Below are 25,083 nucleotides of genomic sequence, written 5' to 3'. Positions count from 1 at the left end.
GTTATCCGTTCGATGACCGGGCCCGCCAGAGCCCCCGTCATGTTAGGCCTCGTTGTGGAACCGGTAGCCCACGTTTCGCACGGTGCCGATTAATTGTTCGTGGTCGGTGCCCAGTTTCGCACGCAGGCGCCGAACGTGGACGTCCACGGTGCGGGTGCCGCCGTAGTAGTCGTAGCCCCAGACCTCGTGCAGCAGCTGTTCGCGGGTAAACACCCGGCCGGGGAACTGCGAGAGGTACTTGAGCAGTTCGAATTCCTTGTAGGTGAGATCCAGGATCCGCTGGTCGATTTTGGCGGTGTAGCTCAGCTCGTCGATGCGCAGCCCGGAACGGTTCTGCGGTGCTTCCGCCGGAGCGGCAGGCTCCGGAGCGGAGGAGAGGATCAGCCGGATGCGGGCCTCCAGCTCGGCGGGAACCGCAGTGGGCAGGATGAAGTCTGCCGCATGCCACTCGGAGTTCAGGATGCTCAGTGCGCCTTCACTGGCTACCAGCAGCAGCGGGAGCTTCAACGTTGAATGGATGACCTGTGCCAGTGCACGGGCCGCCACCAGCTCGGTGCGGGCATCGAGGATGACCGCGTCGCATTCGGAAATCTGGCTTAGGGACTGCGTTTGCGCCGGTAGGCACTGGATCTGATGCAGTAGTAATTCGAGCGCCGGAAGCACTTCAGCTTGGGACTGTCCGTTGTTCGTCAGGAGCAGCAGGTTCGCCACAGCGGTCTTCCTCCTGCCAGATAGATGCGAGAAAATCGTTTTTACGTGTCAAAGTATAGAGAATGGAATAGTCCAAGCTCGCATGTGAAGTCACAAGTGCGCATAAATTACCGTCAGGAATTCTGGTTTGAGGATCAAGGTATTAATAAGCGGCCTGCTGGCTTCGGCCCTGCTCATGGGGGCGGCCAGCATCCAATCCGTCGATTGGGCGATGGGTGCTGTTGCGGTCATTTTGCAGCTCGTTTTCGCTTATGCCTGGCCTCGGCTGATCCGTGCCGAAGCACCGTGGCCGTTGACGGTCATCCTGTCCGTTTGCTCCTTGGCTTCGACTGCGGCGGTGCTGTTCATGCCCGGCGTGTCGCCGATGTCCCATGGCGTTGAAGTCATCGCGGTCGGCGTCCTGCTGGTCTTCATCAGCCAAGTGCTGCGCGGGGCCGACGCCGAGGGCCGCATGGCCGGCACGGTCAGCGGCATCACCGGCGTGGTCATGGCGGTGCTGGGTTCGGCTTGGGCCGCCGCCGGAACCGTCAACTACGGGTTCGCGCTGACCTTGGTCACCGTCATCGGGCTGGCCGGCTCCGGCCTCGTGGCGATGACGCGGCTTCCCAACCGCATCACCATGTTCCTGGCTCCGCTGGTTTCCCTGGTCCTCGGCGCGATCGCCACGGCGCTGCCGCTGGGGCTGCATGTCGTCGAAGGGGTGGTCCTGGGGTTGCTGGCAGGAATCCTGGTCAGCGCCCTGCGCGCCTTGGCGCTGTCCACCCGCAGCGTCCGGAACCTGACCGGTGTACTGGGATTGGCCAGCGGCATCGTCCTGATCAGCGGCGCCGCGAGCTGGTATGCCGTGGACTTGATGGTCTTCAGCTAGCGGATTGCACCGCTGGCGGCGCCGAAACCGGGGCCGCGTCATGCATGTCGCGGTTCACCGAAAGCTCGCGCTAAGATGAAGCCATGAATGATAATTTTCTTGCACTCGAAATTTTCTTCCAGGCTCTCGTAGTCATCGCCGGACTGGGAATGGCAGCGTTTGCCGGACTGGTCGTCAAGCGTCTCTTCCAGGGCCAGAAGTAGTAAACAGCGCACACAATAGAGTGTGCGCTGTTTTATTTCACCAACGACTAAGGAGCGAGTAGTCCATGGCCTTTGAGCTACCGACTGATCTCACCCCGGAACTCGTGCCTTTGGCCTGGCTCATTGGAACCTGGGAAGGCATGGGACGCCTTGGAGAAGGCGAAGCCGAGGACGAATACTTCTGGCAGCGGGTCACCTTCCGTGACATCGGCGGCCCCTACCTCGAATACCGCAGCGAATCCTGGCTCACCGACGCCGAAGGCAACAAGCTGCGCGTGCTGACCGCAGAGACCGGATTCTGGTCCCTGGACCGCGAGCAGCTCGAAGCCGACGCCGGACCCGGCATGATTCCGGGCGACGTGTTCCCTGTCCTGCGTTCGGCGGACGACGTGCAGAAGCTGCACACCAAGGACGGATTCAAGATCCAGGCGCACATCGTCCAGCCCGGCGGCATCTCGGAGCTGTACTACGGCCTCATCGACGGTCCGCGCGTCCAGCTGGCCACCGAAGGGCTGCTGCGCAGCAAAAACGCCAAGCAATACGCTTCCTCGACCCGTATCTACGGGCTGGTCAACGGCGAGCTGTTCTGGCGTTGGGACGTGTCGCAGGGGAATCTCGAACTTAAAGCCCACGCGTCAGCCGCATTGCAGCGTGTTGCCGCCAACGAAGCAACGAAGTAGCCATGACTGAAACCTATCGTTCCCGGCTGCTGCAGCGCGAGGGCGCAGTGGAAGCCGGAGGAGTCGACGCAGGGGTTGCCGCGCACTACGGTGCGCCCACCCGCGAAGCCCGCCGGCTGTTCCAGGGCGAGGCAATTGCCGACCTGTCGCATTTCGACGTCCTGGAGATCACCGGGGCGGACAGGCAGAGCTGGCTGAACACCCTGAGCACCCAGCAGACCACGGCGCTCAAGCCCGGGGACAGCAGCCAGGCGCTGCTGCTCTCAGTCCAGGGGCGCATTGAGCACGAGATGAAGCTGCTGATCGACCGGGAGCGCCTGCTGCTGATCGTCGAACCAGGCCGTGGACCGGCGCTGGAGGAGTTCTTGAACTCCATGCGCTTCATGCTCCGCGTCGAGGTCAACGACCTGTCCGCCACCCACGGCGTGCTCGCGGCGACCCGGCGCATCCCCACCGCGGGGGATCTGGTCTGGACCGATCCGTGGCCGGGGGTTGCCGAAGGCGGCTGGGCCTACTCGCGCGCCGACCACCCGGGCGCCGAGCGTCCGTGGCTGCTGCACGTGGTCGAGCTGGACCAGCTCGTCGAGGCGGCGGGCGAGGAGCAGCTGGCCGGCATGATGTCGGTGGAAGCGCTGCGCATCGCCGCCTGGGAGCCGCGCTTCGGCGCGGAAATCGACGAAAAGACCATCCCGCACGAGCTGGACTGGCTGCGCACCTCGGTGCACCTGGACAAGGGCTGCTACAAGGGCCAGGAAACGGTCGCCCGCGTGCACAACATCGGGCACCCTCCGCGGCGCATCGTATTCCTGGACCTGGACGGCTCCATGCACACGCTGCCGTCGCCGGGTGCAGAGATCAAGCTCGGCGAGCGGACCGTCGGCCGGGTGACTTCGGCGGCGCTGCACTACGAAGCAGGACCGATCGCGCTGGGTGTCGTCAAGCGCAACGTGGATCCCGGCGAGGTGCTCAGCGTGGTGGACGGCGACAGCGTCTACCCCGCCAGCCAGGAGGTCATCGTGACCCCGGACGCCGGCCAGGTGGCCGGGCGGTTCACCGGATTCCTGCGCACCCCGCCTGCCAAGTAGGCGGCCTGCACAACGGCACGAGCCGTGAAGTCTGCAAGGACTTCACGGCTCGTGCTGCTGTTTAACGCGGTTTCCGGGCTTTGCAGGCTATCCGAACAGGATCTTCGCCTCGTTGTAGCGATCCATGGGAACCCGCTTGAGGTTGTTCAGGGCCGCGCGCATCGGCACGCGGTTGATCTTGGTGCCGTGCAGCGCCACCATGGTTCCCCACGCCCCGTCGTCCACCGAGTCCACCGAGGCCATGCCCAGCCTGGTGGCCAGCACGCGGTCGAAGGCGGTGGGCACCCCGCCGCGCTGGATATGGCCCAGCACGGTGGCCCGGGTCTCGATGCCGGTGCGCTCCTCGATCAGCGGGGCCAGCATCTCGCCGATGCCGCCCAACCTGGCCCGGCCGAAGGTGTCCACGCCGCGCACGGAGAAGGCTTCCTCCATGCCCTCGGGCACGAAGCCCTCCGCGACGACGATCAGCGGCGCGCGGCCGCGGTCGTGGGCCTCGTTGACCCATTGGCAGATCTGCTCCATGCTCGTGGAGACCTCGGGGATCAGGATGGCGTGCGCGCCGGAGGCCATGCCCGCATGCAGCGCGATCCAGCCCACGTGCCGGCCCATCACCTCGGCGACCATGCAGCGGTGGTGCGAATCTCCGGTGGTGCGCAGCCGGTCGATCGCCTCCACGGCGATCTGGTTCGCGGTGTCGAAGCCGAAGGTGTAGTCGGTGGCGTCCAGGTCGTTGTCGATGGTCTTGGGAACACCGACGATCGGCAGCCCGGCCTCGCACAGCCGTTGCGCGCCGGCCAGGGTGCCCTCGCCGCCGATGGCGATCAGTGCATCAATGTTGTTGTCCTTGAGCACGGCGGAGATGTTCTCCGGCCCGCCGTTCTCGCCTTCGAAGGCGTTGGTGCGGGAGGTGCCCAGGATGGTGCCGCCCTGCTTGGCGATGCCGCGGACCGCGGTGCGGGGCAACTCGAAGAAGTCGGCGTCCTTCACGCCGCGCCAGCCGTCGCGGAAGCCGACAAATTCATGCTCGTAGCTCTTGATGCCGTTGAGCACGGCACCGCGGATCACTGCGTTCAGGCCCGGGCAGTCTCCGCCCGAGGTCATGATTCCAATGCGCATTTACCCTCACTTGGTCATGATGGGACTGCACCTGCGGCGGAGCCTGGGCCGGGAAGTTCGCTCATCCCCGAGGGGCAGCGGTGCAGGGAATCCATCTGGATGTCATTCGATATCCGCGCGCCTTTGAGCATCGAGTTCGAAAAATAGTCTACGTGTTTAAGGCCACAAGGGCGAGTTTGCGGACCAGTGGTGATCCGCAAACCCGCCCCGGGGCGCTGTGCCGCCTCAGGCGGCGCCGGCTAGAGCTTCCTGAGCCATTTCTGCAGGATGATGGTGTCGTCCTGGGCCGGGATGAGCAGCCAGGCCACGATGTAGGCGCCGATGCCGAGCACCGGCAGCAGGAACGAGACCAGCATGATGATGCGCACGATGGTGACGTCCCAGCCGAACTTGTCGGCCAGTCCGCCGGCCACGCCGCCGGCCATGCGGGCCGGGCCGCGGCGCAGCGGGATTGATCGGATCGAGTTGAAGAACTTGTCCATGTTCGGGCTCCTGGTTTTTCGGGGTGGAAGTCTAGTAGTTGGGGTTGGCCGGGGGCGGAAGCTCGTCATCCCGGTTGCCGCGCTTCATGGCCGAGGCGATGCCGGAAACGATCATCACGATACCTGCCAGGGCGATGAGGGAGATGAAGAACAGCGGGGTGTCCAGCGTCCAGTCGAAGAGCGTGTTGCTCAGCGAGACCACGGCGACCACGACGAGGATGAGTCCGAAGACCAGGGTTCCGGTGGGGAACTTGGTCTCCCGGGTTGGTTTGGCGTTCATGTGTCCGTTCCTTAGAACTGTGGTGAAGTGGCGGGGCTGGAACCGGTGGAAACCGTTGATTCGAAGCTGGAGAAGACCCCGTCGATGTCCACGGTGAGGGTCGGGGCGTTGGACGGCAGCTGGCGCAGTTCCTGGGGCAGCTGGCCTTCGAGATCCGAGATGAAGACGCCGTCGCTCTTGATCTTCACCGGAACGTTGTCCGGAAGTTTCAGTTCCAGCTTGGAGAAGACGGAAGAGACCTCGACGGTCGTATCCGAGGCGATGTTCTGCTTGTCGGTCAGGTCCAGGGTGGAATTGCTGAAGACGGCGCTGTAGGAATTCTCGGAACTGCCGGTGTGCACCAGTCCCTGGTTGCCCGATGCGAGGGAGCTGCCGCCGAAGACGACGGTCAGCACCAGCAGCGGAATAGCCAGCCCCAGCAGACCCCCGCTGGTGCGCTTGGTGGCGGAGATCAGGATCAGGCTCAGGCCCACCAGCAGCAGCCCGCAGGCCAGGGCGACGGACCAGCCGTTGCCGGGCAGTTCCACGAGGTTCAGGTAGTCGATGCTGAGCACCGCGGCGATCACCAGGATGGTCAGGCCCACGATGGTGGTGGCGATCCAGCCCGGCACCGGAGGGGCCAGGCGTGCCCGGCGGGCGTCCTTGGCCTGCTTCGAGGGATTGGGCCGCGGCGGGTAGGCCTGGTGCTCGAACGGGGTGGTGTAGTCCGCGTCCGGCCGCGAGGTCGAGGCGGGGCCCTCCTGCGGTCCGGCGGGACCCGGTTGCTCAGATTCCATGGTGTGCTCCTCAGAAGCCGAAGTGGGTGTCTGCGTGAAGTCGAAGTGGTCGGCGGCGCCGGCGGGTTCGCTGCCCGGAACCCGGGCCTGCGCGCTGAACGACGTGCGCTCGGAACGCCAGGGTTTTTCAACCACGGTTCCGGTCGGGGTTTCCCCGGAGTCCGGGGCCGGCTGGTAGGAAGCGCCGGGCCGCGAACCGTCGTACTTGGTGTTGCGGCGCTTGAAGATCAAGAAGACGATGGCCGCGACGATGGCGATGGGCCACAGGATCGGTGCCAGCGAGTCCAGGAACCAGGGGGCCGGGAAGATGCCGAGCGCCACGGTGATGACCGCGCCGGTCATGCCGCTGGTCCACTCCTTGTTGATGGCGCGTTCCAGATGGATCCGGTTCTCGGTGTCCGGCAGCAACGCCCAGGCGATGCCGTAGAGCACCAGCCCCAGACCGCCGAGGATGCTCAGCGCCACCAGCACGCCGCGCACCAGCACCACATCGATGTCGAAGCGCTCGGCGATGCCCGCGGCAACGCCGCCGATCCATTTGGATTCCTGGCGGACGATCTTCGGCTTGCGCATCTGGGCGAAGAACTTGTCTTCGTGACCCGGGCTCTGGTTCCTCATGTTTCAATTCTCGTGCCGAGGGCGCCGTGCCCGCTATGAGGGGCTACCCTGATTTATCCCTAGGGGTGCCCCCGGTTGTGCCCAGAAGCCGCCGGAACCCGGGCATTCCATGCTTGACTTAGAAGCATGGCAAGTCCGGAACAACGAAAATTCATCGTGCGCAGCGAGAACCGGTTCATCGCCGGCGTCTGCGGGGGACTGGCCGAGCACCTGAACATCCCGGTCGGCTATGTGCGCCTGGGCTTCCTGGCCTTGAGCGCCCTGGGCGGGGTCGGGCTGCTGCTGTATGGGTGGCTGTGGGTCTTCACCCCCAGCGCGGACGAAACCCAAGCCGACGAGCTGCGTTCCTGGGGCACCCGGAACCGCAGCCTGGCCGAGGAAATGGCCCGCGTGCAACAGGGGTTGTTCAGCGGCCGCGACAATGCGGTGTCGCTGAGCCGCTGGCGCGATGCGCTGATCGGTGCGGGCCTGCTGGCGCTGGCGGTCCTGGCCCTGGGCCAATGGGCTGGCTGGAACTTCCGCTGGGACCTGATCTGGCCGGTCATCGGCATCCTCGGCGGCATCCTGCTCGCCTGGATGCAGATCGACCGCAGCGCCGTGCGGCCGGAGCGCAAGCTGGGCGCCACGCTGGTCATCCGCCTGGCCCTGGGCCTGGTGTTGGTGATCGGCGGGCTGCTGGCGATCCTCAGCGGCACCGTCTCGGTGGGGGACCTGCTGGGCGGGTTCTGGGTGGCCCTGGCGATCATCGCCGGCGCCGTGGTGGTGCTGCTGCCCTGGGGCGCGAAGCTCTGGCGCGACTACCTGGCCGAGCGCAGCAACCGGCAGGCCACCGCGCAGCGCGCGGAATTCGCGGCGCACCTGCACGACTCGGTGCTGCAGACCCTCGCGGTGATCCAGAAGCGCAGCGAGGAGCCGGCCGCCGTGCGCACACTGGCCCGGGTGCAGGAACGCGAGCTGCGACAGTGGCTGTACGGCGAGCAGCACCTTGACGCCGAGGACGTGGTGGTCGAAATCCAGAACGAGGCGGAGGGCATCGAACAGCTGATGCTGCGCGACGTCGACGTGGTGGCAGTGGGCAACGCCCAGGGCTTCGCCGGACAGCAGGCGCTGGTGGCCGCCAGCCGGGAAGCCATGATGAACGCCGCGAAGCACGCCGAGGGCAAGATCTCGGTGTATCTTGAATGCTCGCCGGCGCAGGTCGAGGTGTTCGTCCGCGACCGCGGCACCGGGTTCGACCTCGGCGCGATCCCCGAGGACCGGCACGGGGTGCGTGAATCCATCCTCGGGCGCATGGAACGCGCCGGCGGCTCCGCGCGCATCCGCAGCGACCAGGACGGCACCGAAGTACAGTTGAGCATGCCGCGCGGCAACGACCAGGAAGAACAGAAAACATCATGAGTGAAAACATCGAACCGGCCTACCGGGTAGTGCTGGTCGACGACCACGCGATCTTCCGCTCCGGACTGCGGGCGGACCTGGCCGAGGACCTGCAGATCGTGGGAGAGGCCGGCAGCGTGGAGCAGGCCATCGAGGTCATCGAACGCGAGCGCCCGGACGTGGTCCTGCTGGATGTCCACCTGCCCGGCGGGCGCGGCGGCGGAGGAGCAGAGGTGCTCGCCTCCTGCGCCCACCTGTTCGCCCAGACCAAGTTCCTGGCGCTGAGCGTCTCGGACTCGGCGCAGGACGTGGTGCTGGTGATCCGCTCCGGGGCGCGGGGGTACGTCACCAAGAGCATTTCGGGCCAGGAGATCTCCGACGCGGTGCGCCGGGTGGCCGGGGGCGACGCGGTGTTCTCCCCGCGCCTTGCAGGGTTCGTACTCGACGCCTTCGGTTCCTCGGCGGCCCCGGGGCCGATCGACGAGGAATTGGACCTGCTCACGGACCGCGAACTGCAGGTGATGCGGTTGATCGCCCGCGGCTACAGCTACAAGGAAGTGGCCAAGGAACTGTTCATCTCGGTCAAGACCGTGGAATCGCATGTCTCCAACGTGCTGCGCAAGCTGCAGCTGTCCAACCGCCACGAGCTGACCCGCTGGGCCGTGGAGCGCAAGATCCTCTAGGCCCCGGGAGAAAACAAGCCGTGGCGCCAACCTGGAAAGGTTGGCGCCACGGCTTGTGGTGTTCAGGGGCTTACTTGGCTTCGCCCAGCAGCTTGACCATGCGCTCGACGCCCTCGGCCAGATCCGCGTCGCCCAGTGCGTAGGACATGCGGATGTAGCCGGACGGGCCGAAGGCCTCGCCCGGAACCACGGCGACCTCCGCCTGTTCCAGGATGAAGGCCGCCAGCTCGGCGCTGGTGTTGTTCACGACACCGCGGATCTCGCGGCCCAGCAGGCCCCGGACATCCGAATAGGCGTAGAAGGCGCCGTCCGGGGTCGGGCAGTGCAGGCCGTCGATGGTGTTCAGGCCTTCGACGATCGCCAGGCGGCGGCGGTTGAAGGCGGTCTTCATCTCCTCCACGGCATCCAGCGGACCGGCTACCGCGGCCAGCGCGGCGCGCTGCGAGACGTTGGCGACGTTCGAGGTGGCGTGGGACTGCAGGTTGGTGGCGGCCTTGATGACGTCGTTCGGGCCGATCATCCATCCCACGCGCCAGCCGGTCATGGCATAGGTCTTGGCCACGCCATTGAGCACGACCACGCGGTCTTCGAGCTCCGGCACCAGGGTGGCGATGGAGCTGAACTGGGCATCGCCGTAGGTCAGGTGCTCGTAGATCTCGTCGGTGACAACCCACAGGCCGTGTTCCGCGGCCCACAGGCCGATCTCCCTGACCTGCTCCGGGGTGTACACGGCGCCGGTGGGGTTGGAAGGGGAGACGAAGAGCAGGATCTTGGTGCGCTCGGTGCGCACGGATTCCAGCTGCTCAACGGTGACCTTGTAGCCCTGCTCCGGCCCGGCGAAGATGTCCACCGGCTTGCCGCCGGCCAGCCGGATGGCTTCCGGGTAGGTGGTCCAGTACGGAGCCGGGACGATGACCTCGTCTTCGGGATCCAGCAGCGCGGCAAAGGTGTTGTAGACGGCCTGCTTGCCGCCGTTGGTGATCAGGACCTGGGACGGGGCAATCTCGTAGCCCGAATCGCGCAGGGTCTTCGCTGCAACGGCTTCACGCAGCTCGGGAAGTCCGCCGGCCGGGGAGTAGCGGTGGTTCTTCGGGTCGCGGGCGGCCTGGACGGCTGCCTCGACGATGTAATCCGGGGTTGGGAAGTCAGGCTCACCAGCGCCGAAACCGATGACCGGGCGTCCCGCGGCCTTCAGGGCCTTGGCCTTGGCATCAACAGCGAGGGTTGCGGATTCGGAAATGGCGCCGATGCGGCGAGAGATTCTAGACATGGAAGATTTCGTCCTGAAGTCAACGAGGGTTGGTGATGCCTCTAGTCTAGATCCCGCGGGCGCGGTTCCCACGCCGAACCGTAAAAATGACCTCTCACGACCGGTCCAGCGGTGGCGAAAATGCGTTATGCGCCACACCACATCTGTCCAGTTCGACATTTTGGATTTCGTTGCGTAAAGTTATTTCTCGTTGCAAAGACATCGCAACGGACAAGGCACAACGCTAAATCCGCTGATGGAAGTGCGACAGGGCATTCAGCTCTAAAGGGTAGTGGCGCAATTGGTAGCGCAGCGGTCTCCAAAACCGCAGGTTGCAGGTTCGAGTCCTGTCTGCCCTGCGCAGCAGCGATCTATCGCTCAGCGAGAATCTCACGTCACGGTGTGTTGTGGTCAGAACGGCTGCGGCACACCGTGATTGTTTCAACTGGCCAAAAAATTGAAACGAGGAACAGCGTGACAGAGGCTGTAGTGAACCCGGGCAAGGGCAAGCAGAAGAAGGGCATCTTCGCCCGCATCATGCTGTTCTTCCGCCAGGTTATCGGCGAACTGAAAAAGGTCGTCACGCCAACGCGCAGCGAACTCGTGAACTACTTCTTCGTCGTTCTTGGCTTCGTCGTGGTGGTCATCGCGATCGTCACGGCCTTGGACTTCGTCTTCGGGCAGGGATCGATCCTCCTGTTCACCCGGCAAGTAGAACAGTAATTTGATTGCCTCGGCGGTATAATCGCTCCGAGGCAATTTTAGTGTCATCCAGTCAAAGAAAGCAGGATCCGCAGTGTCCGACAAGGAACTCGAACCGCAGATTAATGACGAGGTCGAAAACGAGTTCGTTGAAGCCGCCGGCGATCAGGTGGAGGCAGCTGAAGAAGCTGCCATCGACGAAACCGAAGAGGCAACCGTAGCGGTTGACGAATCCTTCGAGGCTTTCGTTGCGGACGTGGATGCCGATGATGCAGACGCCGAGGAAGAAGCTCCAGTTGAAGAGGACGCTGCCGACAAGGTGGCCAAGCTCAAGGAAGAATTCCGCGCCAAGCTGCGCCGCCTTCCGGGCGACTGGTTCGTAATCCACACCTACGCAGGTTACGAAAACCGCGTCAAGGTCAATCTCGAAACCCGTATCCAGACCCAGGACATGGAAGATTTCATCTACGAAATCCAGGTCCCGATGGAAGAGGTTGTCGAGGTCAAGAACACCCAGCGCAAGATCGTGCGCCGCGTACGTATCCCGGGCTACGTCCTGGTCCGCATGGAACTGACCGACGCATCATGGGGTGTTGTTCGCCATACCCCAGGCGTCACCGGCTTCGTGGGCAACGCCCACGATCCGAACCCGCTGAACCTCGACGAAGTGTTCTCCATGCTGGAGCACACCGTGGTCGACCCGACCGAGCAGCCAAACGCCGCGAAGCCAGGTCGCGCCCCGATTACCGAGGTCACGGTGGACTTCGAGGTCGGCGAATCGGTCATCGTCAACGATGGTCCGTTCGAGACCATGCCGGCCACGATTTCCGAGATCAAGCTGGAAGCCGCGCAGCTGGTTGTGCTCGTTTCGATCTTCGAACGCGAGACCCCGGTGACCCTGAACTTCAACCAGGTCACTAAGATCCAGTAGTATTAAGTCTTCGTGCCCCGCTTCGAGTGCTTTCGAAGTGAGGGCGCGTTCGGCTGTCGCGCCACGATAGCCACAACCCGCACCACGCTCCTGTGCTGTGGGAACTGCAAGAGTAGAAGGACCCGACATGGCCCCAAAGAAAAAGGTCACCGGACTCATCAAGCTGCAGATCCAGGCAGGTGCTGCTAACCCAGCTCCTCCAATTGGTCCTGCACTTGGCCAGCACGGCGTCAACATCATGGAATTCTGCAAGGCTTACAACGCTGCCACCGAGTCGCAGCGCGGTAACGTGATTCCAGTTGAAATCACCGTGTACGAAGACCGTTCGTTCACTTTCATCACCAAGACCCCACCTGCAGCTGAGCTGATCAAGAAGGCTGCCGGCATCGCCAAGGGTTCGGGTGTTCCGCACACCGACAAGGTTGCAAACCTGACCCAGGCACAGGTTGAGGAAATCGCCACCTCCAAGATGGCTGACCTCAACGCCAACGATCTGGCTGCAGCAGCCAAGATCATCGCCGGCACCGCTCGCTCCATGGGCGTGACCGTAGAAGGCTAATAACGCCTTCGGTCATTCACCCCATGGGTGAAGGACACTCAAGAATTCAAGAAAAGGCGAACAGTTCACCTGGACTTTCGCCCGTGGCAGGACCCCGCGCGGTCCATACGACCACGACTGCATAAGGAGATAACGCAGATGGCAAAGCGCAGCAAAGCATATGTAGCCGCCGCGGCTAAGATCGAGGCTGACAAGTTCTACGCTCCAGCCGAGGCAATCGCCCTGGCCAAGGAGATCGCTGGCGACAAGACCCAGTCGACCGTTGAGGTTGCATTCCGCCTGGGTGTTGACCCACGTAAGGCCGACCAGATGGTTCGCGGCACCGTGAACCTGCCACACGGCACCGGCAAGACCGCTCGCGTGGTTGTTTTCGCCAACGGTGACAAGGCTGAGGCAGCCCGCGAAGCCGGCGCCGACTTCGTTGGCTCGGACGACCTGATCGAGAAGATCCAGGGCGGCTGGACCGACTTCGACGCAGCGGTTGCTACCCCGGACCTGATGGGCAAGGTTGGCCGCCTGGGTAAGATCCTCGGCCCACGTAACCTGATGCCAAACCCTAAGACCGGCACCGTGACCATGGATGTGGCCAAGGCTGTCAACGACATCAAGGGCGGCAAGATCGACTTCCGCGTCGACAAGCATTCGAACCTGCACTTCATCATTGGCAAGGCTTCGTTCGATGCCAAGCAGCTGACCGAGAACTACGCAGCTGCACTGGATGAGGTTATGCGCCTGAAGCCTTCGGCTTCGAAGGGTCGCTACATCTCGAAGGCCACCATCGCCACCACCTTCGGTCCAGGCATCCCTGTTGACTCGAACGTAACCCGCGTTGAGGCCTAGGCTTTAGAGCTTGGCTGAGCCCGCGGGCTCCATCACTGATCGTGGTGGAGCCCGCGGGCTTTTGCGTTACAGCTTCGGTCTGTCCCGGGCCCAGCCGGTCCGTGCCAAGCAGTGCTCGGGCCTGCAGCGCAGGTTGGCGATCCGCTGCGCCGGCTGCCCCGGCTACACATGGTGGGGGAGAGCTTGCGAGCGGAGATGCGTCGAGGGCGCCTTCTGGGCCCAGGTTCCGTTTTGCCCCGGACCGGAGTCGGAAGGTGGAGAACCCGCCAGGAAGCGCGGCCGCGGGAATCCCGAGAAAGCGCCGAGATTGGCCGCTAGCGCATAAACATGCAAATGAGTTCAAATTATTTCATCATGCGTTTAACCCCATGATCTCGCGGTTTCCGGGCTCCCAACCCCTGAAAACATGGGAAATTCATTGGAATTTGCCAGCTTTCGGTTCTGTGTCGCGAGCAAGAAATGTTACCATTGAAGCACTGAGTTATTCAGCGGTGTCTGCATGGGACCCCCAAGACTATGCAGGCGCTGGATGGGTAAGTTTCCCCAAAGCTTATTCATCGACAAGTAGCCTGCATCTAGCGTCCCCCAAGTGCTAGATGCAGGCCTTGTCTTTTTAAATCGCGAATCGCGTGGGCAGGATCACCTCCCTGTCGATGTCGCTGAATTTGGATGAGGGCATGACGCATGCCTACAATAGAAATACCGAAGACCGTCGGTTGAGCATTTATGCTCCTAAAGGTCCGCAAGGACAACCAACGCAGGTTTCATAGATTTGCTTTGACTTGAATGAGTTAAACTGCCCTGTGCTCCTGCGCGGGGCCTTTTTTATGGCCTCGCCGGTTATGAAACGGTACCGAACAAATCCCCGGAAGGAGTGTTATGGCAACCCCGAGCAAGACTGCAGCGATTGAAGAGATCACTGCTGACTTCAAAGATTCGTCTGCGGCTGTCTTGACCGAATACCGTGGGCTTACCGTTGCACAGCTCAAGGATCTGCGCCGCTCGCTTGGTCAGGAGACCAAGTACGCCGTTGTGAAGAACACCTTGACCGCTATCGCAGCGAAGGAAGCCGGCATCGAAGCTTTCGATGACCAGCTTTCCGGTCCGACCGCTATCGCCTTCATTAAGGGCGATGCAGTTGCTGCCGCAAAGAGCCTCACGGAGTTCGCCAAGGTCAACGAAAAGCTGGTTATCAAGACCGGTTGGTTCGAAGGCAAGGCACTTGACACGGCTGGCATCGAAGCCCTGGCTGCACTGGAATCGCGCGAGACTCAGCTGGCACGTGTTGCTGCCGTGCTGCAGGCTCCAGCTTCCGCCGCTGCCCGCGTCGTCGACGCCCTGCGTGCAAAGCTCGAAGAGAACGGTGGCGCTGCCGCCGAGGAAGCCCCGGCAGAAGCCTAAGCTTTCGAGATTCTCTCGCAACGTAACCCAAATTCATAGGCCGCAAGGCCAAAACCGAAAGGACGCCGACCATGGCGAAGCTCACCAACGAAGAGCTGCTTTCCGCATTCAAGGAAATGACCATCATCGAGCTCTCCGAGTTCGTTAAGGAATTCGAAGAGACCTTCGACGTTACCGCTGCTGCTGTTGCAGTTGCAGGTCCGGCTGCCGGCGCAGAAGCCGCTGCTGAAGAGCAGACCGAATTCGACGTAGTTCTGGAGGCGGCTGGCGACAAGAAGATCGCAGTCATCAAGGAAGTTCGCGCACTGACTTCCCTGGGCCTGAAGGAAGCTAAGGAGCTCGTTGACGCAGCTCCTAAGGCTCTGCTTGAGGGTGTTGCAAAGGACGCTGCTGAGAAGGCCAAGGAAGCCCTCGAAGCTGCCGGTGCAACCGTTACCGTTAAGTAAGTTACGCGGTCACTCGCAACTTATTACCAAGGGTCCACAGATTTCGATCTGTGGGCCCTTGGCCGTTAACTGAATGAATACTTAGAAATACCTTTATAACGTTTCTATTAACAGCGTTTTTATAGGTTCAGTGTTTAAGCTTGTTAGCGTGCCAAAAAGCGATACCCTTCAGAAGCGTAAACCAGCCCCGCGCTTGGGTTTGCTGGACGGTCTACGCATCACCGCCGCAGTGGTCGTAGTCCTCTATCACTACACCGCGTGGGGCCACAATTTTTGGGGCCAGTATGCCCCCGATGCCTGGCCAGTGCTCTCCGTGGCAACCCGCTACGGCCAAATCGGCGTCCAACTGTTCTTCCTGATCTCCGGATTCGTCATCCTGATGTCGTTGCAGGGGAAATCAGTCATCCAGTTCATCGGATCGCGCGTGGGCAGGCTCTATCCCGCCTATTGGGTCGCCGTGCTCGCCGCGGCCCTGTTGTCCTTCGTGATTTGGCCATCGATCGCCGATGGACGCGCCCCCTCTGACATCCTGCCGAATTTGACCATGATGCAAACGGCTTTCGAGGTGCGGCATCTCGACGGCGTGTATTGGACGCTCTGGGTCGAGCTGCGCTTCTACATCCTGCTGGGCGTGATGCTGCTTTGCGGCTTGATCACCAACAAATCGATCATGCTGCTCTCGGTGCTCTGGCCGGCTTTGGGCCTCTACCTGCACTTCACCAGCTACGCCAAGCTCCAGGAATGGATCGCGGGCCCTTATGCTGCACTGTTCGCCGCAGGCATGGTGCTCTACCTGATCTACCGCAGCGGACACAGCGTGCTGCGCTGGTTGGCCGTGGCATTCAATACGGTGATTGCCGCCTACTTCACGGGCCTGAAGGGCAGTGAAGACGCGTTGCAGTTGTCGAACATGCACGTGCCCGCATGGCATTTCCAGCTGCTGATCGTGCTCTGCGTGGGCCTGCTGGCCCTGTGCACACTAACCCCGCTGAAACATGTCCAAGCCAAATGGCTGGCCGTGGCGGGGTCCCTGACCTTCCCGCTGTACTTGTTCCATCAGCTTTGGGGATGGTGGATTATCGAGCAGCTGCATGGCCATGTGAACAAGTATCTCCTCTTGGCCGGCACCATCGCGGTGCTGATGCTGTGGTCCTACGCGGTCGTGCGGTTCATCGAGAATCCGCTGGGCCTGCTCCTGCGCAATGGCACCATCGCGGGACTGACCAAGGCCAAGGCCGCAGTCCGGATCGTCTTTGCGAAGCCCGACGTGGCTATTCCGGAGTCGAAATATCGGCAATCGTGGCCTCAAAGCCGCTGACCAGGTCTTGGGGATCCACCAGCAGCCCATGCAGCGGATCACCGCTGCCCATGGCCACGCGTTCCGGTACCGGCTCTGCGAAAACGCTGGCGTCGATGATGACCGGCAATGCGGTATGGGAGCCAAAAGGCGTGATGGTGCCGCGCGCGTAATGCGTCACGGCCAATGCGGTCTGCGCATCGGGTAAGGAGAGCTTGTTGACCTGGAGCACCGCGCGGATCTTGGGCCAATCCAGCTTCCGGCCGCCCGGAATCAGGGCGAAGACGAAAGAATCGTCCGAACGCTTGAGCACCAGGGTCTTGAGCAGGTGCTCGGGAACCACACCCAGCAGTTCGGCGGCTTCCTCTAGGGACTTCGCCGCAGCGCGGGGCACGATGTCGATCGGCACCTCGCGCCGCGCGGCATCCAACAGAACGCGGGTCATTGCTTCCGACGACTTCAGATCCGACATTGAAACTACTCCTCATCACGTGACCAGGCTGGTCGCAATCCAGATGCGCAGCGCAGCGACCGCGGCGTGCTTATAGCTGAGCCTAGTGCAGAAGAATCGGCAAGGGGCGTATGCCGATGCGATACTCGCCGTAGCGATGCCCAGTTGCGGGCGGGGCGAGCCGTAAGAAAAGCACCAACACCCGTTGCCGCGATGATGGGGCCGATCGCCGAGGTTCGGAAGTCACGAAGCGGGAAAATTTTCGAAGGTCGCAGAAAACCGCGTCATTCTGGCCCCTGGATGCAGCACCAACGGCCGCACTGCGCTGCTGTGACTAATCGCACGTTGAGGTTTTCCCGCGAATCCGCGCGATTGGAATGTGAACCAGTTCATATGCGGATGATGCTTTCGGCGCGTAAAAAATGCCGGAATCATCTGGGAAAAGTGTCGACCCGGGGGAGTGGGGCGCGCGGAATACCGCGGGAAACCCGGGATCCAGGGATGCGTGGGGGCCGACCTGCGTGAGCAGAACCCAAAACTATAGCACGGATTCCGGGCGGAGGTGTCGACAAGTGCAAATTCCTCCGGTAAGGTTGAAATTTGCGCCTTACTGTTTGCGCGCGCGGCCTTCATATAGCGGTGGGTCTCGTGGACGAAAAATGAGGGCCTGTCCTATGACAGGCACCTTAGCACGGTAAGCGTTCGGAAACCTGACGGTCTTTGGAAGGATCCATCTTGGTCGCCTCGAGCAACCCTAACAACCAAACCGCTAGTTCGGCTCGCGATGCTGCATACGCTGGCCGACTTTCTTTTGCAAAGATTCACGAACCACTTGAAGTGCCTAACCTGCTGGCATTGCAGACCGAGAGCTTTGACCGCCTCGTCGGCAACGAGCGCTGGGTAGAGCGCCTGACCAAGGCTGAAGCCGCTGGCGACTCCAGCGTGCCGAACACCTCGGGTCTGGCAGAAATCTTCGAGGAAATCTCCCCGATCGAGGACTTCCAGGACACCATGTCCCTGAGCTTCTCGGATCCGGAGTTCGCTGATCCGAAGTACACCATTGCGGAGTGCAAGGACCGCGACGCCACCTATTCGGCACCGCTGTACGTCAAGGCCGAATTCATGAACAATGAAACCGGCGAAATCAAGCAGCAGACCGTGTTCATGGGCGATTTCCCGCTGATGACCGAAAAGGGCACCTTCATCATCAACGGCACCGAGCGTGTCGTCGTGTCCCAGCTGGTCCGCTCCCCGGGCGCCTACTTCGAGTCCGCACCGGACAAGACCAGTGACAAGACCATCTACTCGGCACGCATCATCCCGTCCCGCGGTGCATGGTTCGAACTGGAAATCGACAAGCGCGACCAGATCGGCGTACGCCTTGACCGCAAGCGCAAGCAGTCGGTCACCGTCCTGCTGAAGGCCCTGGGCTGGAGCGAAGAGCAGATCCTGTCCGAATTCGGCCAGTACGACTCGGTGCGCGCCACCCTTGAGAAGGACAACATCAAGGACCAGAACGAAGCGCTTCTGGACATCTACCGCAAGCTGCGTCCAGGCGAGCCTCCTACGGTCGAAGCGGCCCAGGCCCTGCTGAAGAACATGTACTTCGAGCCTAAGCGCTACGATCTGGCCAAGGTCGGCCGTTACAAGATCAACCGCAAGCTCGGCGTCGAGACCCCGGTCAACGCGGAGAACGCCTCGGTGCTCTCGATCGACGACCTGGTCGCCATGATCCGCTACCTCGTTGCGCTGCACGCCGGCGAGAAGACCGTCCAGGGAACCCGCAAGGGCGAGATCGTCGACGTTCCGGTGAACGTGGACGACATCGACCACTTCGGCAACCGCCGCATCCGCGCGGTGGGCGAGCTGATCGAGAACCAGATCCGCACCGGCCTGTCCCGCATGGAGCGTGTTGTGCGCGAGCGCATGACCACCCAGGACGTCGAGGCGATCACCCCGCAGACCCTGATCAACATCCGCCCCGTGGTGGCTGCGATCAAGGAGTTCTTCGGAACCTCCCAGCTTTCGCAGTTCATGGACCAGAACAACCCGCTGGCTGGCCTGACCCACAAGCGCCGTCTGTCGGCCCTGGGCCCGGGCGGCCTGTCGCGCGACCGCGCCGGCATGGAAGTTCGAGACGTCCACCCGTCGCACTACGGCCGCATGTGCCCGATTGAAACCCCCGAAGGCCCGAACATCGGCCTGATCGGTTCGTTGGCGACCTACGGCCGCATCAACGCCTTCGGCTTCATCGAGACCCCGTACCGCAAGGTGTCCAACGGGGTCGTGTCCAACGAGGTCGAGTACCTGACCGCGGACGACGAGCTGCAGCACTACATCGCGCAGGCCAACGCCCCGCTGGACGATAACGGCGCGTTCACCGAAGACGCCGTGCTGGTCCGCGAAAAGGGCGGCGGCGGCGAGCCTGTCATCGTCGACGCCGACGAAGTGACCTTCATGGACGTTTCCCCGCGCCAGATGGTGTCCGTGGCTACCGCCCTGATCCCGTTCCTGGAGCACGACGACGCCAACCGCGCACTGATGGGCGCCAACATGCAGCGCCAGGCTGTGCCGCTGCTGAAGTCGGACCGTCCGCTGGTGGGCACCGGCATGGAGAAGTACGCCGCGATTGACGCCGGCGACTCCGTGGTGGCCAACAAGCCGGGCGTCGTGACCGAGGTATCGGCCGACCTGGTGGTTGTCATGAACGACGACGGCACCGAGTCGATGTACCCGATCATGAAGTTCGCGCGCTCCAACCAGGGCAACGCCTACAACCAGCGCGTGCGCGTGTCCGAAGGCGACCGCCTGGAGTACCAGTCGATCATCGCCGACGGCCCGTCCACCGACAAGGGCGAGCTGTCCCTGGGCAAGAACCTGCTCGTGGCATTCATGTCCTGGGAAGGCTACAACTACGAGGATGCGATCATCCTCTCCCAGCGCATGATCTTCGAGGACGTGCTGACCTCGATCCACATCGAGGAGCACGAGGTCGACGCCCGCGACACCAAGCTGGGCGCCGAGGAAATCACCCGCGACATCCCGAATGTCTCGGAAGACATCCTCTCCCAGCTCGATGACCGCGGCATCGTGTACATCGGTGCAGAGGTCGAGGCCGGCGACGTGCTGGTGGGTCGTGTGACCCCGAAGGGCGAAACCGAGCTGACCCCGGAGGAGCGCCTGCTGCGCGCCATCTTCGGCGAGAAGTCCCGCGAAGTGCGCGACACCTCCCTGAAGGTGCCGCACGGCGAGTCGGGCACCGTCATCGGCGTGCGCATCTTCGACCGCGACAACGACGACGAGCTGAGCCCGGGCGTGAACCAGCTGGTCCGCGTGTACGTGGCCCAGAAGCGCAAGATCACCAACGGTGACAAGCTCGCAGGCCGCCACGGCAACAAGGGCGTCATCTCGAAGATCCTGCCGCTGGAGGACATGCCGTTCCTGGAGGACGGCACTCCGCTGGACGTCGTGCTGAACCCGCTGGGTGTGCCAGGCCGTATGAACGTCGGCCAGGTCATGGAAATCCACCTGGGCTGGGCTGCCAAGCAGGGCTGGAACATCGAGGGAGAGCCGGCTTGGGTCAAGGACCTGCCGAACCTGCCTCGCCAGTCGGGCCCGACCACCGTGGCAACCCCGGTCTTCGACGGCGCCTCGGAAGAGGAAATCCGCGGAATCCTGGATTCGACCAACAAGACCCGCGACGGCGTGCGCCTGATCGGCAATACCGGCAAGGCCCGTCTGTTCGACGGCCGCTCCGGCGAGCCGTTCCCGGATCCGGTTGCTGTCGGCTACATGTACATCCTGAAGCTGCACCACCTGGTGGACGACAAGATCCACGCCCGTTCCACCGGCCCGTACTCCATGATCACCCAGCAGCCGCTGGGTGGTAAGGCGCAGTTCGGTGGCCAGCGCTTCGGTGAGATGGAAGTGTGGGCCCTGGAGGCCTACGGCGCCGCCTACACGCTGCAGGAAATCCTGACCATCAAGTCGGATGATATCCACGGCCGCGTGAAGGTCTACGAAGCCATCGTGAAGGGCGAGAACGTCCCGGAACCAGGTGTTCCGGAATCGTTCAAGGTTCTGATCAAGGAAATGCAGTCGCTGTGCCTGAACGTCGAGGTGCTCGGCACCGACGGCCAGACAATCGAAATGCGCGAATCGGACGAGGAATCATTCCGTGCCGCAGAAGAGCTCGGCATCGACCTGTCCCGGTCGGAACCGAACTCCGTAGAGGAAGTGTAGTCCGGCGCAGCCGCCCGGACTGCACAGCCCGGGCGGCCGCGCCGCACACCGACTTATTCGTATCGACTTCAGACACCAAAGAAGAGAGAAAAGGACCATATGTCCAACGATTCCTCATTCGGCCTCATGCGCATCAACCTCGCCACCGCGGACGAAATCCGCGCTTGGAGCTACGGCGAGGTCAAGAAGCCTGAAACCATCAACTACCGCACCCTGAAGCCGGAGAAGGACGGTCTTTTCTGCGAAAAGATCTTCGGTCCTTCCCGCGACTGGGAATGCTACTGCGGCAAGTACAAGCGCGTGCGCTTCAAGGGCATCATCTGCGAGCGCTGCGGCGTCGAGGTCACCCGTGCCAACGTGCGCCGCGAGCGCATGGGACACATCGAGCTTGCCGCTCCGGTGACCCACATCTGGTACTTCAAGGGCGTTCCATCGCGCTTGGGCTACCTGCTCGACCTGGCTCCGAAGGACCTGGAAAAGGTCATCTACTTCGCTGCCTACATGATCACTTCGGTGAACGAGGATCGCCGCCACGCGGAGATGCCGAACCTGCAGGCACAGCACGACCTTGAGCTGCGCCAGCTGGCCAACAACGCCGAGGCCGACAAGAAGGCTGTTGCAGCCGACCTGGAAGCCGAGCTGGAGCGTCTGGAAGCAGACGGCGCCAAGAACGCCGAGCTGAACAAGGCCCGCACCCTGGCCGAGAAGACCGTGCTGCAGATCGACAAGCGCGCCAAGGCCGAGTCCGAGCGCCTGCGTGCGGTCTGGGAGCGCTTCAAGGGCCTGAAGGTCGCCGACCTCGAAGGCGACGAAGGCCTGTACCGCACCATGCGCGAGAAGTACGGACTGTTCTTCGAAGGCTCCATGGGCGCCGAGGCGATCCAGAAGCGTCTGGAGAACTTCGACCTTGAAGGCGAAGCCGAAGAGCTCAAGGGCATCATCGAGAACGGCAAGGGCCAGAAGAAGGCCCGCGCCCTCAAGCGCCTGAAGGTCGTCAACGCATTCCTGGCCAATGGCAACTCGCCAAAGGGCATGGTGCTCGACGCCGTTCCAGTGATCCCGCCGGAGCTGCGCCCGATGGTCCAGCTCGACGGTGGCCGTTTCGCCACCTCGGACCTGAACGACCTGTACCGCCGCGTGATCAACCGCAACAACCGACTCAAGCGCCTGCTTGACCTCGGTGCGCCGGAGATCATCGTGAACAACGAAAAGCGCATGCTGCAGGAAGCTGTGGACTCGCTGTTCGACAACGGCCGCCGCGGCCGTCCGGTCACCGGACCGGGCAACCGTCCGCTGAAGTCGCTGTCCGACATGCTCAAGGGCAAGCAGGGCCGCTTCCGCCAGAACCTTCTGGGTAAGCGTGTTGACTACTCGGGCCGTTCGGTCATCGTGGTCGGCCCGCAGCTGAAGCTGCACCAGTGCGGTCTGCCAAAGCAGATGGCCCTGGAGCTCTTCAAGCCGTTCGTGATGAAGCGCCTGGTTGACCTCAACCACGCGCAGAACATCAAGAGCGCCAAGCGCATGGTTGAGCGCTACCGTCCGCAGGTGTGGGATGTCCTCGAAGAGATCATCACCGAGCACCCGGTACTGCTGAACCGCGCACCTACCCTGCACCGCCTGGGCATCCAGGCCTTCGAGCCACAGCTGGTCGAAGGCAAGGCCCTGCAGCTGCACCCGCTGGTTTGCGGCGCGTTCAACGCCGACTTCGACGGCGACCAGATGGCAGTCCACCTGCCGCTGAGCCCCGAAGCCCAGGCTGAAGCACGCATCTTGATGCTGTCCTCGCACAACATCCTGAAGCCTTCGGACGGCCGTCCGGTGGCTCTGCCTTCGCAGGATATGATCATCGGCCTGCACCACCTCACCACCAAGCGTGAGGACGAGACGGGCGCCGGTCGCGTGTTCTCCTCGGTTTCCGAGGCCATCATGGCCAAGGACCGCGGCGAGCTGCACCTGAACGCCCCGATCAAGGTGCGTGTCGACAACTTCGTTCCTTCGGACGAGCAGCCGGCCCCCGAGGGCTGGGAGCCGGGCACCCCGGCACTGCTGGAGACCTCGCTGGGACAGGTGCTGTTCAACGACACCCTGCCTGCGGACTACCCGTGGGTTTCCCGCGTGGCCGGCAAGGATGCGCTCTCGGACATCGTCAACGACCTGGCCGAGCGCTACCCGAAGATTGTCGCAGCGGCAACGCTGGACAACCTGAAGGATGCCGGTTTCCACTGGGCTACCCGCTCGGGCATCACCGTGGCGATCTCGGACATCACCTCGAACATGAACAAGGCCGAAATCCTTGAGCCGTACGAGGAACGCGCCCGCAAGGTGCAGGGTTCGTACGACAAGGGCCTGATCTCCGACATCGAACGCCGCCAGGACCTGATCGACATCTGGACCAAGGCCACCGACGAGGTTGCCGAGGCCATGAAGAACGGCATGGAAGAGCTGAACACCATTAACCGCATGGTGACCTCCAAGGCTCGTGGTAACTGGCTGCAACTGCGCCAGATCGCCGGTATCCGTGGCCTGGTGTCCAACCCTAAGGGCGAGATCATCCCGCGTCCGATCAAGTCCTCCTACCGTGAGGGCCTGTCGGTGCTGGAGTACTTCATCGCAACCCACGGCGCCCGCAAGGGCCTGGCGGATACCGCGCTGAAGACCGCCAACTCGGGTTACCTGACCCGTCGTCTGGTGGACGTCTCGCAGGACGTCATCGTTCGCGAAGAGGACTGCGGCACCAAGCGCGGCCTGACCGTCGCGATCGCGGACTCCTCCTCGGGCATCCGCATCAAGCACGAGACCGTGGAGAACTCGGCCTACACCCGTACGCTGGCCGCCGACGTCAAGGACGCCGAAGGCAACGTACTGGCCGCCGCCGGTTCGGATGCAGGCGACGTGCTGATCGACGAGCTGTACGCTGCAGGCGTGGATGAAATCCGCGTCCGCTCCGTGCTGACCTGCGACTCGGCTGTTGGAACCTGTGCCATGTGCTACGGCCGTTCGCTGGCCACCGGCAAGACCGTGGACATCGGCGAGGCCGTGGGCATCATCGCCGCGCAGTCCATCGGCGAGCCCGGTACCCAGCTGACCATGCGTACCTTCCACACCGGTGGTGTGGCATCGGCCGACGATATCACCCAGGGTCTGCCCCGTATCCAGGAGCTCTTCGAAGCCCGTACCCCGAAGGGTGTGGCTCCGATGTCGGAGGTCTCCGGTCGCGTGTCGATCGAGGACGACGAGAAGCAGCTGCGTGTTGTGGTGACCCCGGACAACGGCGACGAGAAGCAGGCCTACCCGGTGCTGCGTCGTGCCCGTCTGCTGGTGGAAGATGGCCAGTCCATCATCGCCGGTACCCAGCTGACCAGCGGTACCCTGGACCCGAAGCAGGTACTGCGAGTTCTGGGCCCACGCGAGGCGCAGAAGTTCCTGGTCCGCGAGGTCCAGGACGTGTACCAGTCCCAGGGTGTGGGCATCCACGATAAGCACGTGGAAGTCATCGTCCGACAGATGCTGCGTCGCGTCACCGTCATCGAGTCCGGCGAGACCGAGCTGCTCCCGGGCGAGCTGGCCGACCGTTCGCGCTTCACCGCTGCGAACCGCAAGGCCGTCGCCGAGGGCAAGCGTCCGGCCGCAGGCCGCGACGAGATGATGGGTATCACCAAGGCATCGCTGGCCACCGACTCGTGGCTGTCGGCTGCTTCCTTCCAGGAAACCACCCGCGTACTGACCCAGGCCGCGATGGAGGGCAAGGAAGATCCGCTGCGCGGTCTGAAGGAGAACGTGATCATCGGTAAGCTGATCCCGGCTGGTACCGGTCTGGATCGCTACACCCAGGTCGACGTCGAGCCAACCGACGAGGCAAAGGCAACTTTGTTCACCGGCACCTCGGCATTCTCCTCGGGTCTGTACGACGATGCGCTGGAAGGCGGGCTGTCGCCCGAATTCCGCGCCATCTCGATGGACGACTACGACCACGGCTCGGACTTCCGCTAAACCGGACGGCACCGAGGCTGGCAGCTAGCTAGCTCGTAGGGCGCCCGCCGCACACGCAAGTGTGCGGCGGGCGCTTCCGCATTTAAGCCGGAAAGC

General features: G+C 62.9%; 21 protein-coding genes and 1 tRNA gene. 15 read left to right on the top strand and 7 right to left on the bottom strand.

Annotated elements, in window-relative coordinates; all coding sequences use genetic code 11:
* Window positions 1-42 precede the first annotated feature (42 nt).
* Window positions 43-711: a response regulator transcription factor gene (locus IEY43_RS12675; RefSeq protein WP_188948949.1), complete on the bottom strand. Its 669-nt coding sequence runs from the start codon at window positions 709-711 to the stop codon at window positions 43-45.
* A 127-nt stretch (window positions 712-838) separates the two neighbouring features.
* Between IEY43_RS12675 and IEY43_RS12670 the strand changes: the two genes are divergently transcribed.
* The 3 genes from IEY43_RS12670 to ygfZ all read left to right on the top strand — a co-directional run bounded on the left by IEY43_RS12670 (window position 839) and on the right by ygfZ (window position 3,547).
* Complete coding sequence (locus tag IEY43_RS12670; protein WP_188948948.1) at window positions 839-1,579, top strand: hypothetical protein; 741 nt, start codon at window positions 839-841, stop codon at window positions 1,577-1,579.
* Between the two features lie 268 nt (window positions 1,580-1,847).
* Window positions 1,848-2,462, top strand: a complete 615-nt coding sequence (locus tag IEY43_RS12665; RefSeq protein WP_188948947.1) for a heme-binding beta-barrel domain-containing protein — start codon at window positions 1,848-1,850, stop codon at window positions 2,460-2,462.
* A 2-nt stretch (window positions 2,463-2,464) separates the two neighbouring features.
* Window positions 2,465-3,547 carry a CAF17-like 4Fe-4S cluster assembly/insertion protein YgfZ gene (gene ygfZ / locus IEY43_RS12660; RefSeq protein ID WP_188948946.1) on the top strand — a complete coding sequence of 361 codons (1,083 nt, stop codon included), beginning with the start codon at window positions 2,465-2,467 and terminating at the stop codon, window positions 3,545-3,547.
* A gap of 87 nt (window positions 3,548-3,634) precedes the next feature.
* Here the strand turns inward: ygfZ and IEY43_RS12655 are convergent, their stop codons facing one another.
* The 4 genes from IEY43_RS12655 to IEY43_RS12640 all read right to left on the bottom strand — a co-directional run bounded on the left by IEY43_RS12655 (window position 3,635) and on the right by IEY43_RS12640 (window position 6,819).
* A complete protein-coding gene (locus tag IEY43_RS12655; protein ID WP_188948945.1) occupies window positions 3,635-4,663 on the bottom strand; it encodes a 6-phosphofructokinase in 1,029 nt (342 codons plus the stop codon).
* A gap of 239 nt (window positions 4,664-4,902) precedes the next feature.
* Window positions 4,903-5,145, bottom strand: a complete 243-nt coding sequence (locus IEY43_RS12650) for a PspC domain-containing protein (RefSeq protein WP_188948944.1) — start codon at window positions 5,143-5,145, stop codon at window positions 4,903-4,905.
* A 31-nt stretch (window positions 5,146-5,176) separates the two neighbouring features.
* Window positions 5,177-5,425: a hypothetical protein gene (locus IEY43_RS12645; protein ID WP_188948943.1), complete on the bottom strand. Its 249-nt coding sequence runs from the start codon at window positions 5,423-5,425 to the stop codon at window positions 5,177-5,179.
* An 11-nt stretch (window positions 5,426-5,436) separates the two neighbouring features.
* Window positions 5,437-6,819 carry a PspC domain-containing protein gene (locus tag IEY43_RS12640; protein WP_188948942.1) on the bottom strand — a complete coding sequence of 461 codons (1,383 nt, stop codon included), beginning with the start codon at window positions 6,817-6,819 and terminating at the stop codon, window positions 5,437-5,439.
* 126 nt (window positions 6,820-6,945) lie between these two features.
* On the opposite strand from IEY43_RS12640, the gene IEY43_RS12635 reads away from it, so the two are divergent.
* Together IEY43_RS12635 and IEY43_RS12630 are read left to right on the top strand one after the other, a co-directional pair.
* The gene (locus IEY43_RS12635; protein ID WP_188948941.1) at window positions 6,946-8,217 is read left to right on the top strand and encodes an ATP-binding protein; all 1,272 of its coding nucleotides are present in this window, start codon (window positions 6,946-6,948) and stop codon (window positions 8,215-8,217) included.
* Window positions 8,214-8,879, top strand: a complete 666-nt coding sequence (locus tag IEY43_RS12630; RefSeq protein ID WP_188948940.1) for a LuxR C-terminal-related transcriptional regulator — start codon at window positions 8,214-8,216, stop codon at window positions 8,877-8,879. The genes IEY43_RS12635 and IEY43_RS12630 overlap by 4 nt, the downstream gene beginning before the upstream one ends.
* A gap of 70 nt (window positions 8,880-8,949) precedes the next feature.
* Here IEY43_RS12630 and IEY43_RS12625 read toward each other — a convergent pair whose 3' ends face one another.
* The gene (locus IEY43_RS12625) at window positions 8,950-10,149 is read right to left on the bottom strand and encodes a pyridoxal phosphate-dependent aminotransferase (protein WP_188948939.1); all 1,200 of its coding nucleotides are present in this window, start codon (window positions 10,147-10,149) and stop codon (window positions 8,950-8,952) included.
* A gap of 265 nt (window positions 10,150-10,414) precedes the next feature.
* On the opposite strand from IEY43_RS12625, the gene IEY43_RS12620 reads away from it, so the two are divergent.
* The 8 genes from IEY43_RS12620 (at window position 10,415) to IEY43_RS12585 (ending at window position 16,325) form a co-directional block, all read left to right on the top strand.
* Window positions 10,415-10,487, top strand: a tRNA-Trp gene (locus IEY43_RS12620).
* A 115-nt stretch (window positions 10,488-10,602) separates the two neighbouring features.
* On the top strand, window positions 10,603-10,851 hold the full coding sequence (secE, locus tag IEY43_RS12615) for a preprotein translocase subunit SecE (RefSeq protein ID WP_188948938.1): 249 nt from the start codon (window positions 10,603-10,605) through the stop codon (window positions 10,849-10,851).
* Between the two features lie 73 nt (window positions 10,852-10,924).
* Complete coding sequence (nusG, locus tag IEY43_RS12610; RefSeq protein WP_188948937.1) at window positions 10,925-11,761, top strand: transcription termination/antitermination protein NusG; 837 nt, start codon at window positions 10,925-10,927, stop codon at window positions 11,759-11,761.
* 127 nt (window positions 11,762-11,888) lie between these two features.
* The gene (gene rplK, locus IEY43_RS12605; RefSeq protein WP_188948936.1) at window positions 11,889-12,320 is read left to right on the top strand and encodes a 50S ribosomal protein L11; all 432 of its coding nucleotides are present in this window, start codon (window positions 11,889-11,891) and stop codon (window positions 12,318-12,320) included.
* Between the two features lie 138 nt (window positions 12,321-12,458).
* Entirely contained in the window at window positions 12,459-13,160 is a 702-nt protein-coding gene (gene rplA / locus IEY43_RS12600; protein ID WP_188948935.1) for a 50S ribosomal protein L1, read from the top strand.
* An 879-nt stretch (window positions 13,161-14,039) separates the two neighbouring features.
* Complete coding sequence (gene rplJ / locus IEY43_RS12595; protein WP_188948934.1) at window positions 14,040-14,561, top strand: 50S ribosomal protein L10; 522 nt, start codon at window positions 14,040-14,042, stop codon at window positions 14,559-14,561.
* A 71-nt stretch (window positions 14,562-14,632) separates the two neighbouring features.
* Window positions 14,633-15,007, top strand: a complete 375-nt coding sequence (gene rplL / locus IEY43_RS12590; RefSeq protein ID WP_188948933.1) for a 50S ribosomal protein L7/L12 — start codon at window positions 14,633-14,635, stop codon at window positions 15,005-15,007.
* A 148-nt stretch (window positions 15,008-15,155) separates the two neighbouring features.
* Window positions 15,156-16,325 carry an acyltransferase family protein gene (locus IEY43_RS12585; RefSeq protein ID WP_188948932.1) on the top strand — a complete coding sequence of 390 codons (1,170 nt, stop codon included), beginning with the start codon at window positions 15,156-15,158 and terminating at the stop codon, window positions 16,323-16,325.
* On the opposite strand, the gene IEY43_RS12580 is transcribed toward IEY43_RS12585, so the two are convergent.
* Complete coding sequence (locus IEY43_RS12580; protein WP_188948931.1) at window positions 16,279-16,776, bottom strand: aminoacyl-tRNA deacylase; 498 nt, start codon at window positions 16,774-16,776, stop codon at window positions 16,279-16,281. The two genes, IEY43_RS12585 and IEY43_RS12580, sit on opposite strands and share 47 nt — an antisense overlap.
* A 714-nt stretch (window positions 16,777-17,490) precedes the next feature.
* Between IEY43_RS12580 and rpoB the strand changes: the two genes are divergently transcribed.
* Both rpoB and IEY43_RS12570 read left to right on the top strand, forming a co-directional pair.
* The gene (gene rpoB, locus IEY43_RS12575) at window positions 17,491-20,997 is read left to right on the top strand and encodes a DNA-directed RNA polymerase subunit beta (RefSeq protein WP_188948930.1); all 3,507 of its coding nucleotides are present in this window, start codon (window positions 17,491-17,493) and stop codon (window positions 20,995-20,997) included.
* A 99-nt stretch (window positions 20,998-21,096) separates the two neighbouring features.
* Window positions 21,097-24,987, top strand: a complete 3,891-nt coding sequence (locus tag IEY43_RS12570) for a DNA-directed RNA polymerase subunit beta' (protein WP_188948929.1) — start codon at window positions 21,097-21,099, stop codon at window positions 24,985-24,987.
* The last annotated feature ends 96 nt before the right edge of the window (window positions 24,988-25,083 follow it).

It is taken from the genome of Glutamicibacter protophormiae, from assembly GCF_014647495.1.
Taxonomy (GTDB): Bacteria; Actinomycetota; Actinomycetes; order Actinomycetales; family Micrococcaceae; genus Glutamicibacter; species Glutamicibacter protophormiae.
The sequence above is the reverse complement of the archived record's forward strand: the minus strand, read 5'-3'. Positions and strand labels throughout refer to the sequence as shown.

Coding starts and splice junctions, on each gene's coding strand:
- IEY43_RS12665 (WP_188948947.1), top strand. CDS start 1,848: ATGGCCTTTGAGCTACCGACTGATCTCACCCCGGAACTCGTGCCTTTG.
- ygfZ (WP_188948946.1), top strand. CDS start 2,465: ATGACTGAAACCTATCGTTCCCGGCTGCTGCAGCGCGAGGGCGCAGTG.
- IEY43_RS12655 (WP_188948945.1), bottom strand. CDS start 4,663: ATGCGCATTGGAATCATGACCTCGGGCGGAGACTGCCCGGGCCTGAAC.
- IEY43_RS12650 (WP_188948944.1), bottom strand. CDS start 5,145: ATGGACAAGTTCTTCAACTCGATCCGATCAATCCCGCTGCGCCGCGGC.
- IEY43_RS12645 (WP_188948943.1), bottom strand. CDS start 5,425: ATGAACGCCAAACCAACCCGGGAGACCAAGTTCCCCACCGGAACCCTG.
- IEY43_RS12640 (WP_188948942.1), bottom strand. CDS start 6,819: ATGAGGAACCAGAGCCCGGGTCACGAAGACAAGTTCTTCGCCCAGATG.
- IEY43_RS12635 (WP_188948941.1), top strand. CDS start 6,946: ATGGCAAGTCCGGAACAACGAAAATTCATCGTGCGCAGCGAGAACCGG.
- IEY43_RS12630 (WP_188948940.1), top strand. CDS start 8,214: ATGAGTGAAAACATCGAACCGGCCTACCGGGTAGTGCTGGTCGACGAC.
- IEY43_RS12625 (WP_188948939.1), bottom strand. CDS start 10,149: ATGTCTAGAATCTCTCGCCGCATCGGCGCCATTTCCGAATCCGCAACC.
- rplK (WP_188948936.1), top strand. CDS start 11,889: ATGGCCCCAAAGAAAAAGGTCACCGGACTCATCAAGCTGCAGATCCAG.
- rplA (WP_188948935.1), top strand. CDS start 12,459: ATGGCAAAGCGCAGCAAAGCATATGTAGCCGCCGCGGCTAAGATCGAG.
- rplJ (WP_188948934.1), top strand. CDS start 14,040: ATGGCAACCCCGAGCAAGACTGCAGCGATTGAAGAGATCACTGCTGAC.
- rplL (WP_188948933.1), top strand. CDS start 14,633: ATGGCGAAGCTCACCAACGAAGAGCTGCTTTCCGCATTCAAGGAAATG.
- IEY43_RS12580 (WP_188948931.1), bottom strand. CDS start 16,776: ATGTCGGATCTGAAGTCGTCGGAAGCAATGACCCGCGTTCTGTTGGAT.
- IEY43_RS12570 (WP_188948929.1), top strand. CDS start 21,097: ATGTCCAACGATTCCTCATTCGGCCTCATGCGCATCAACCTCGCCACC.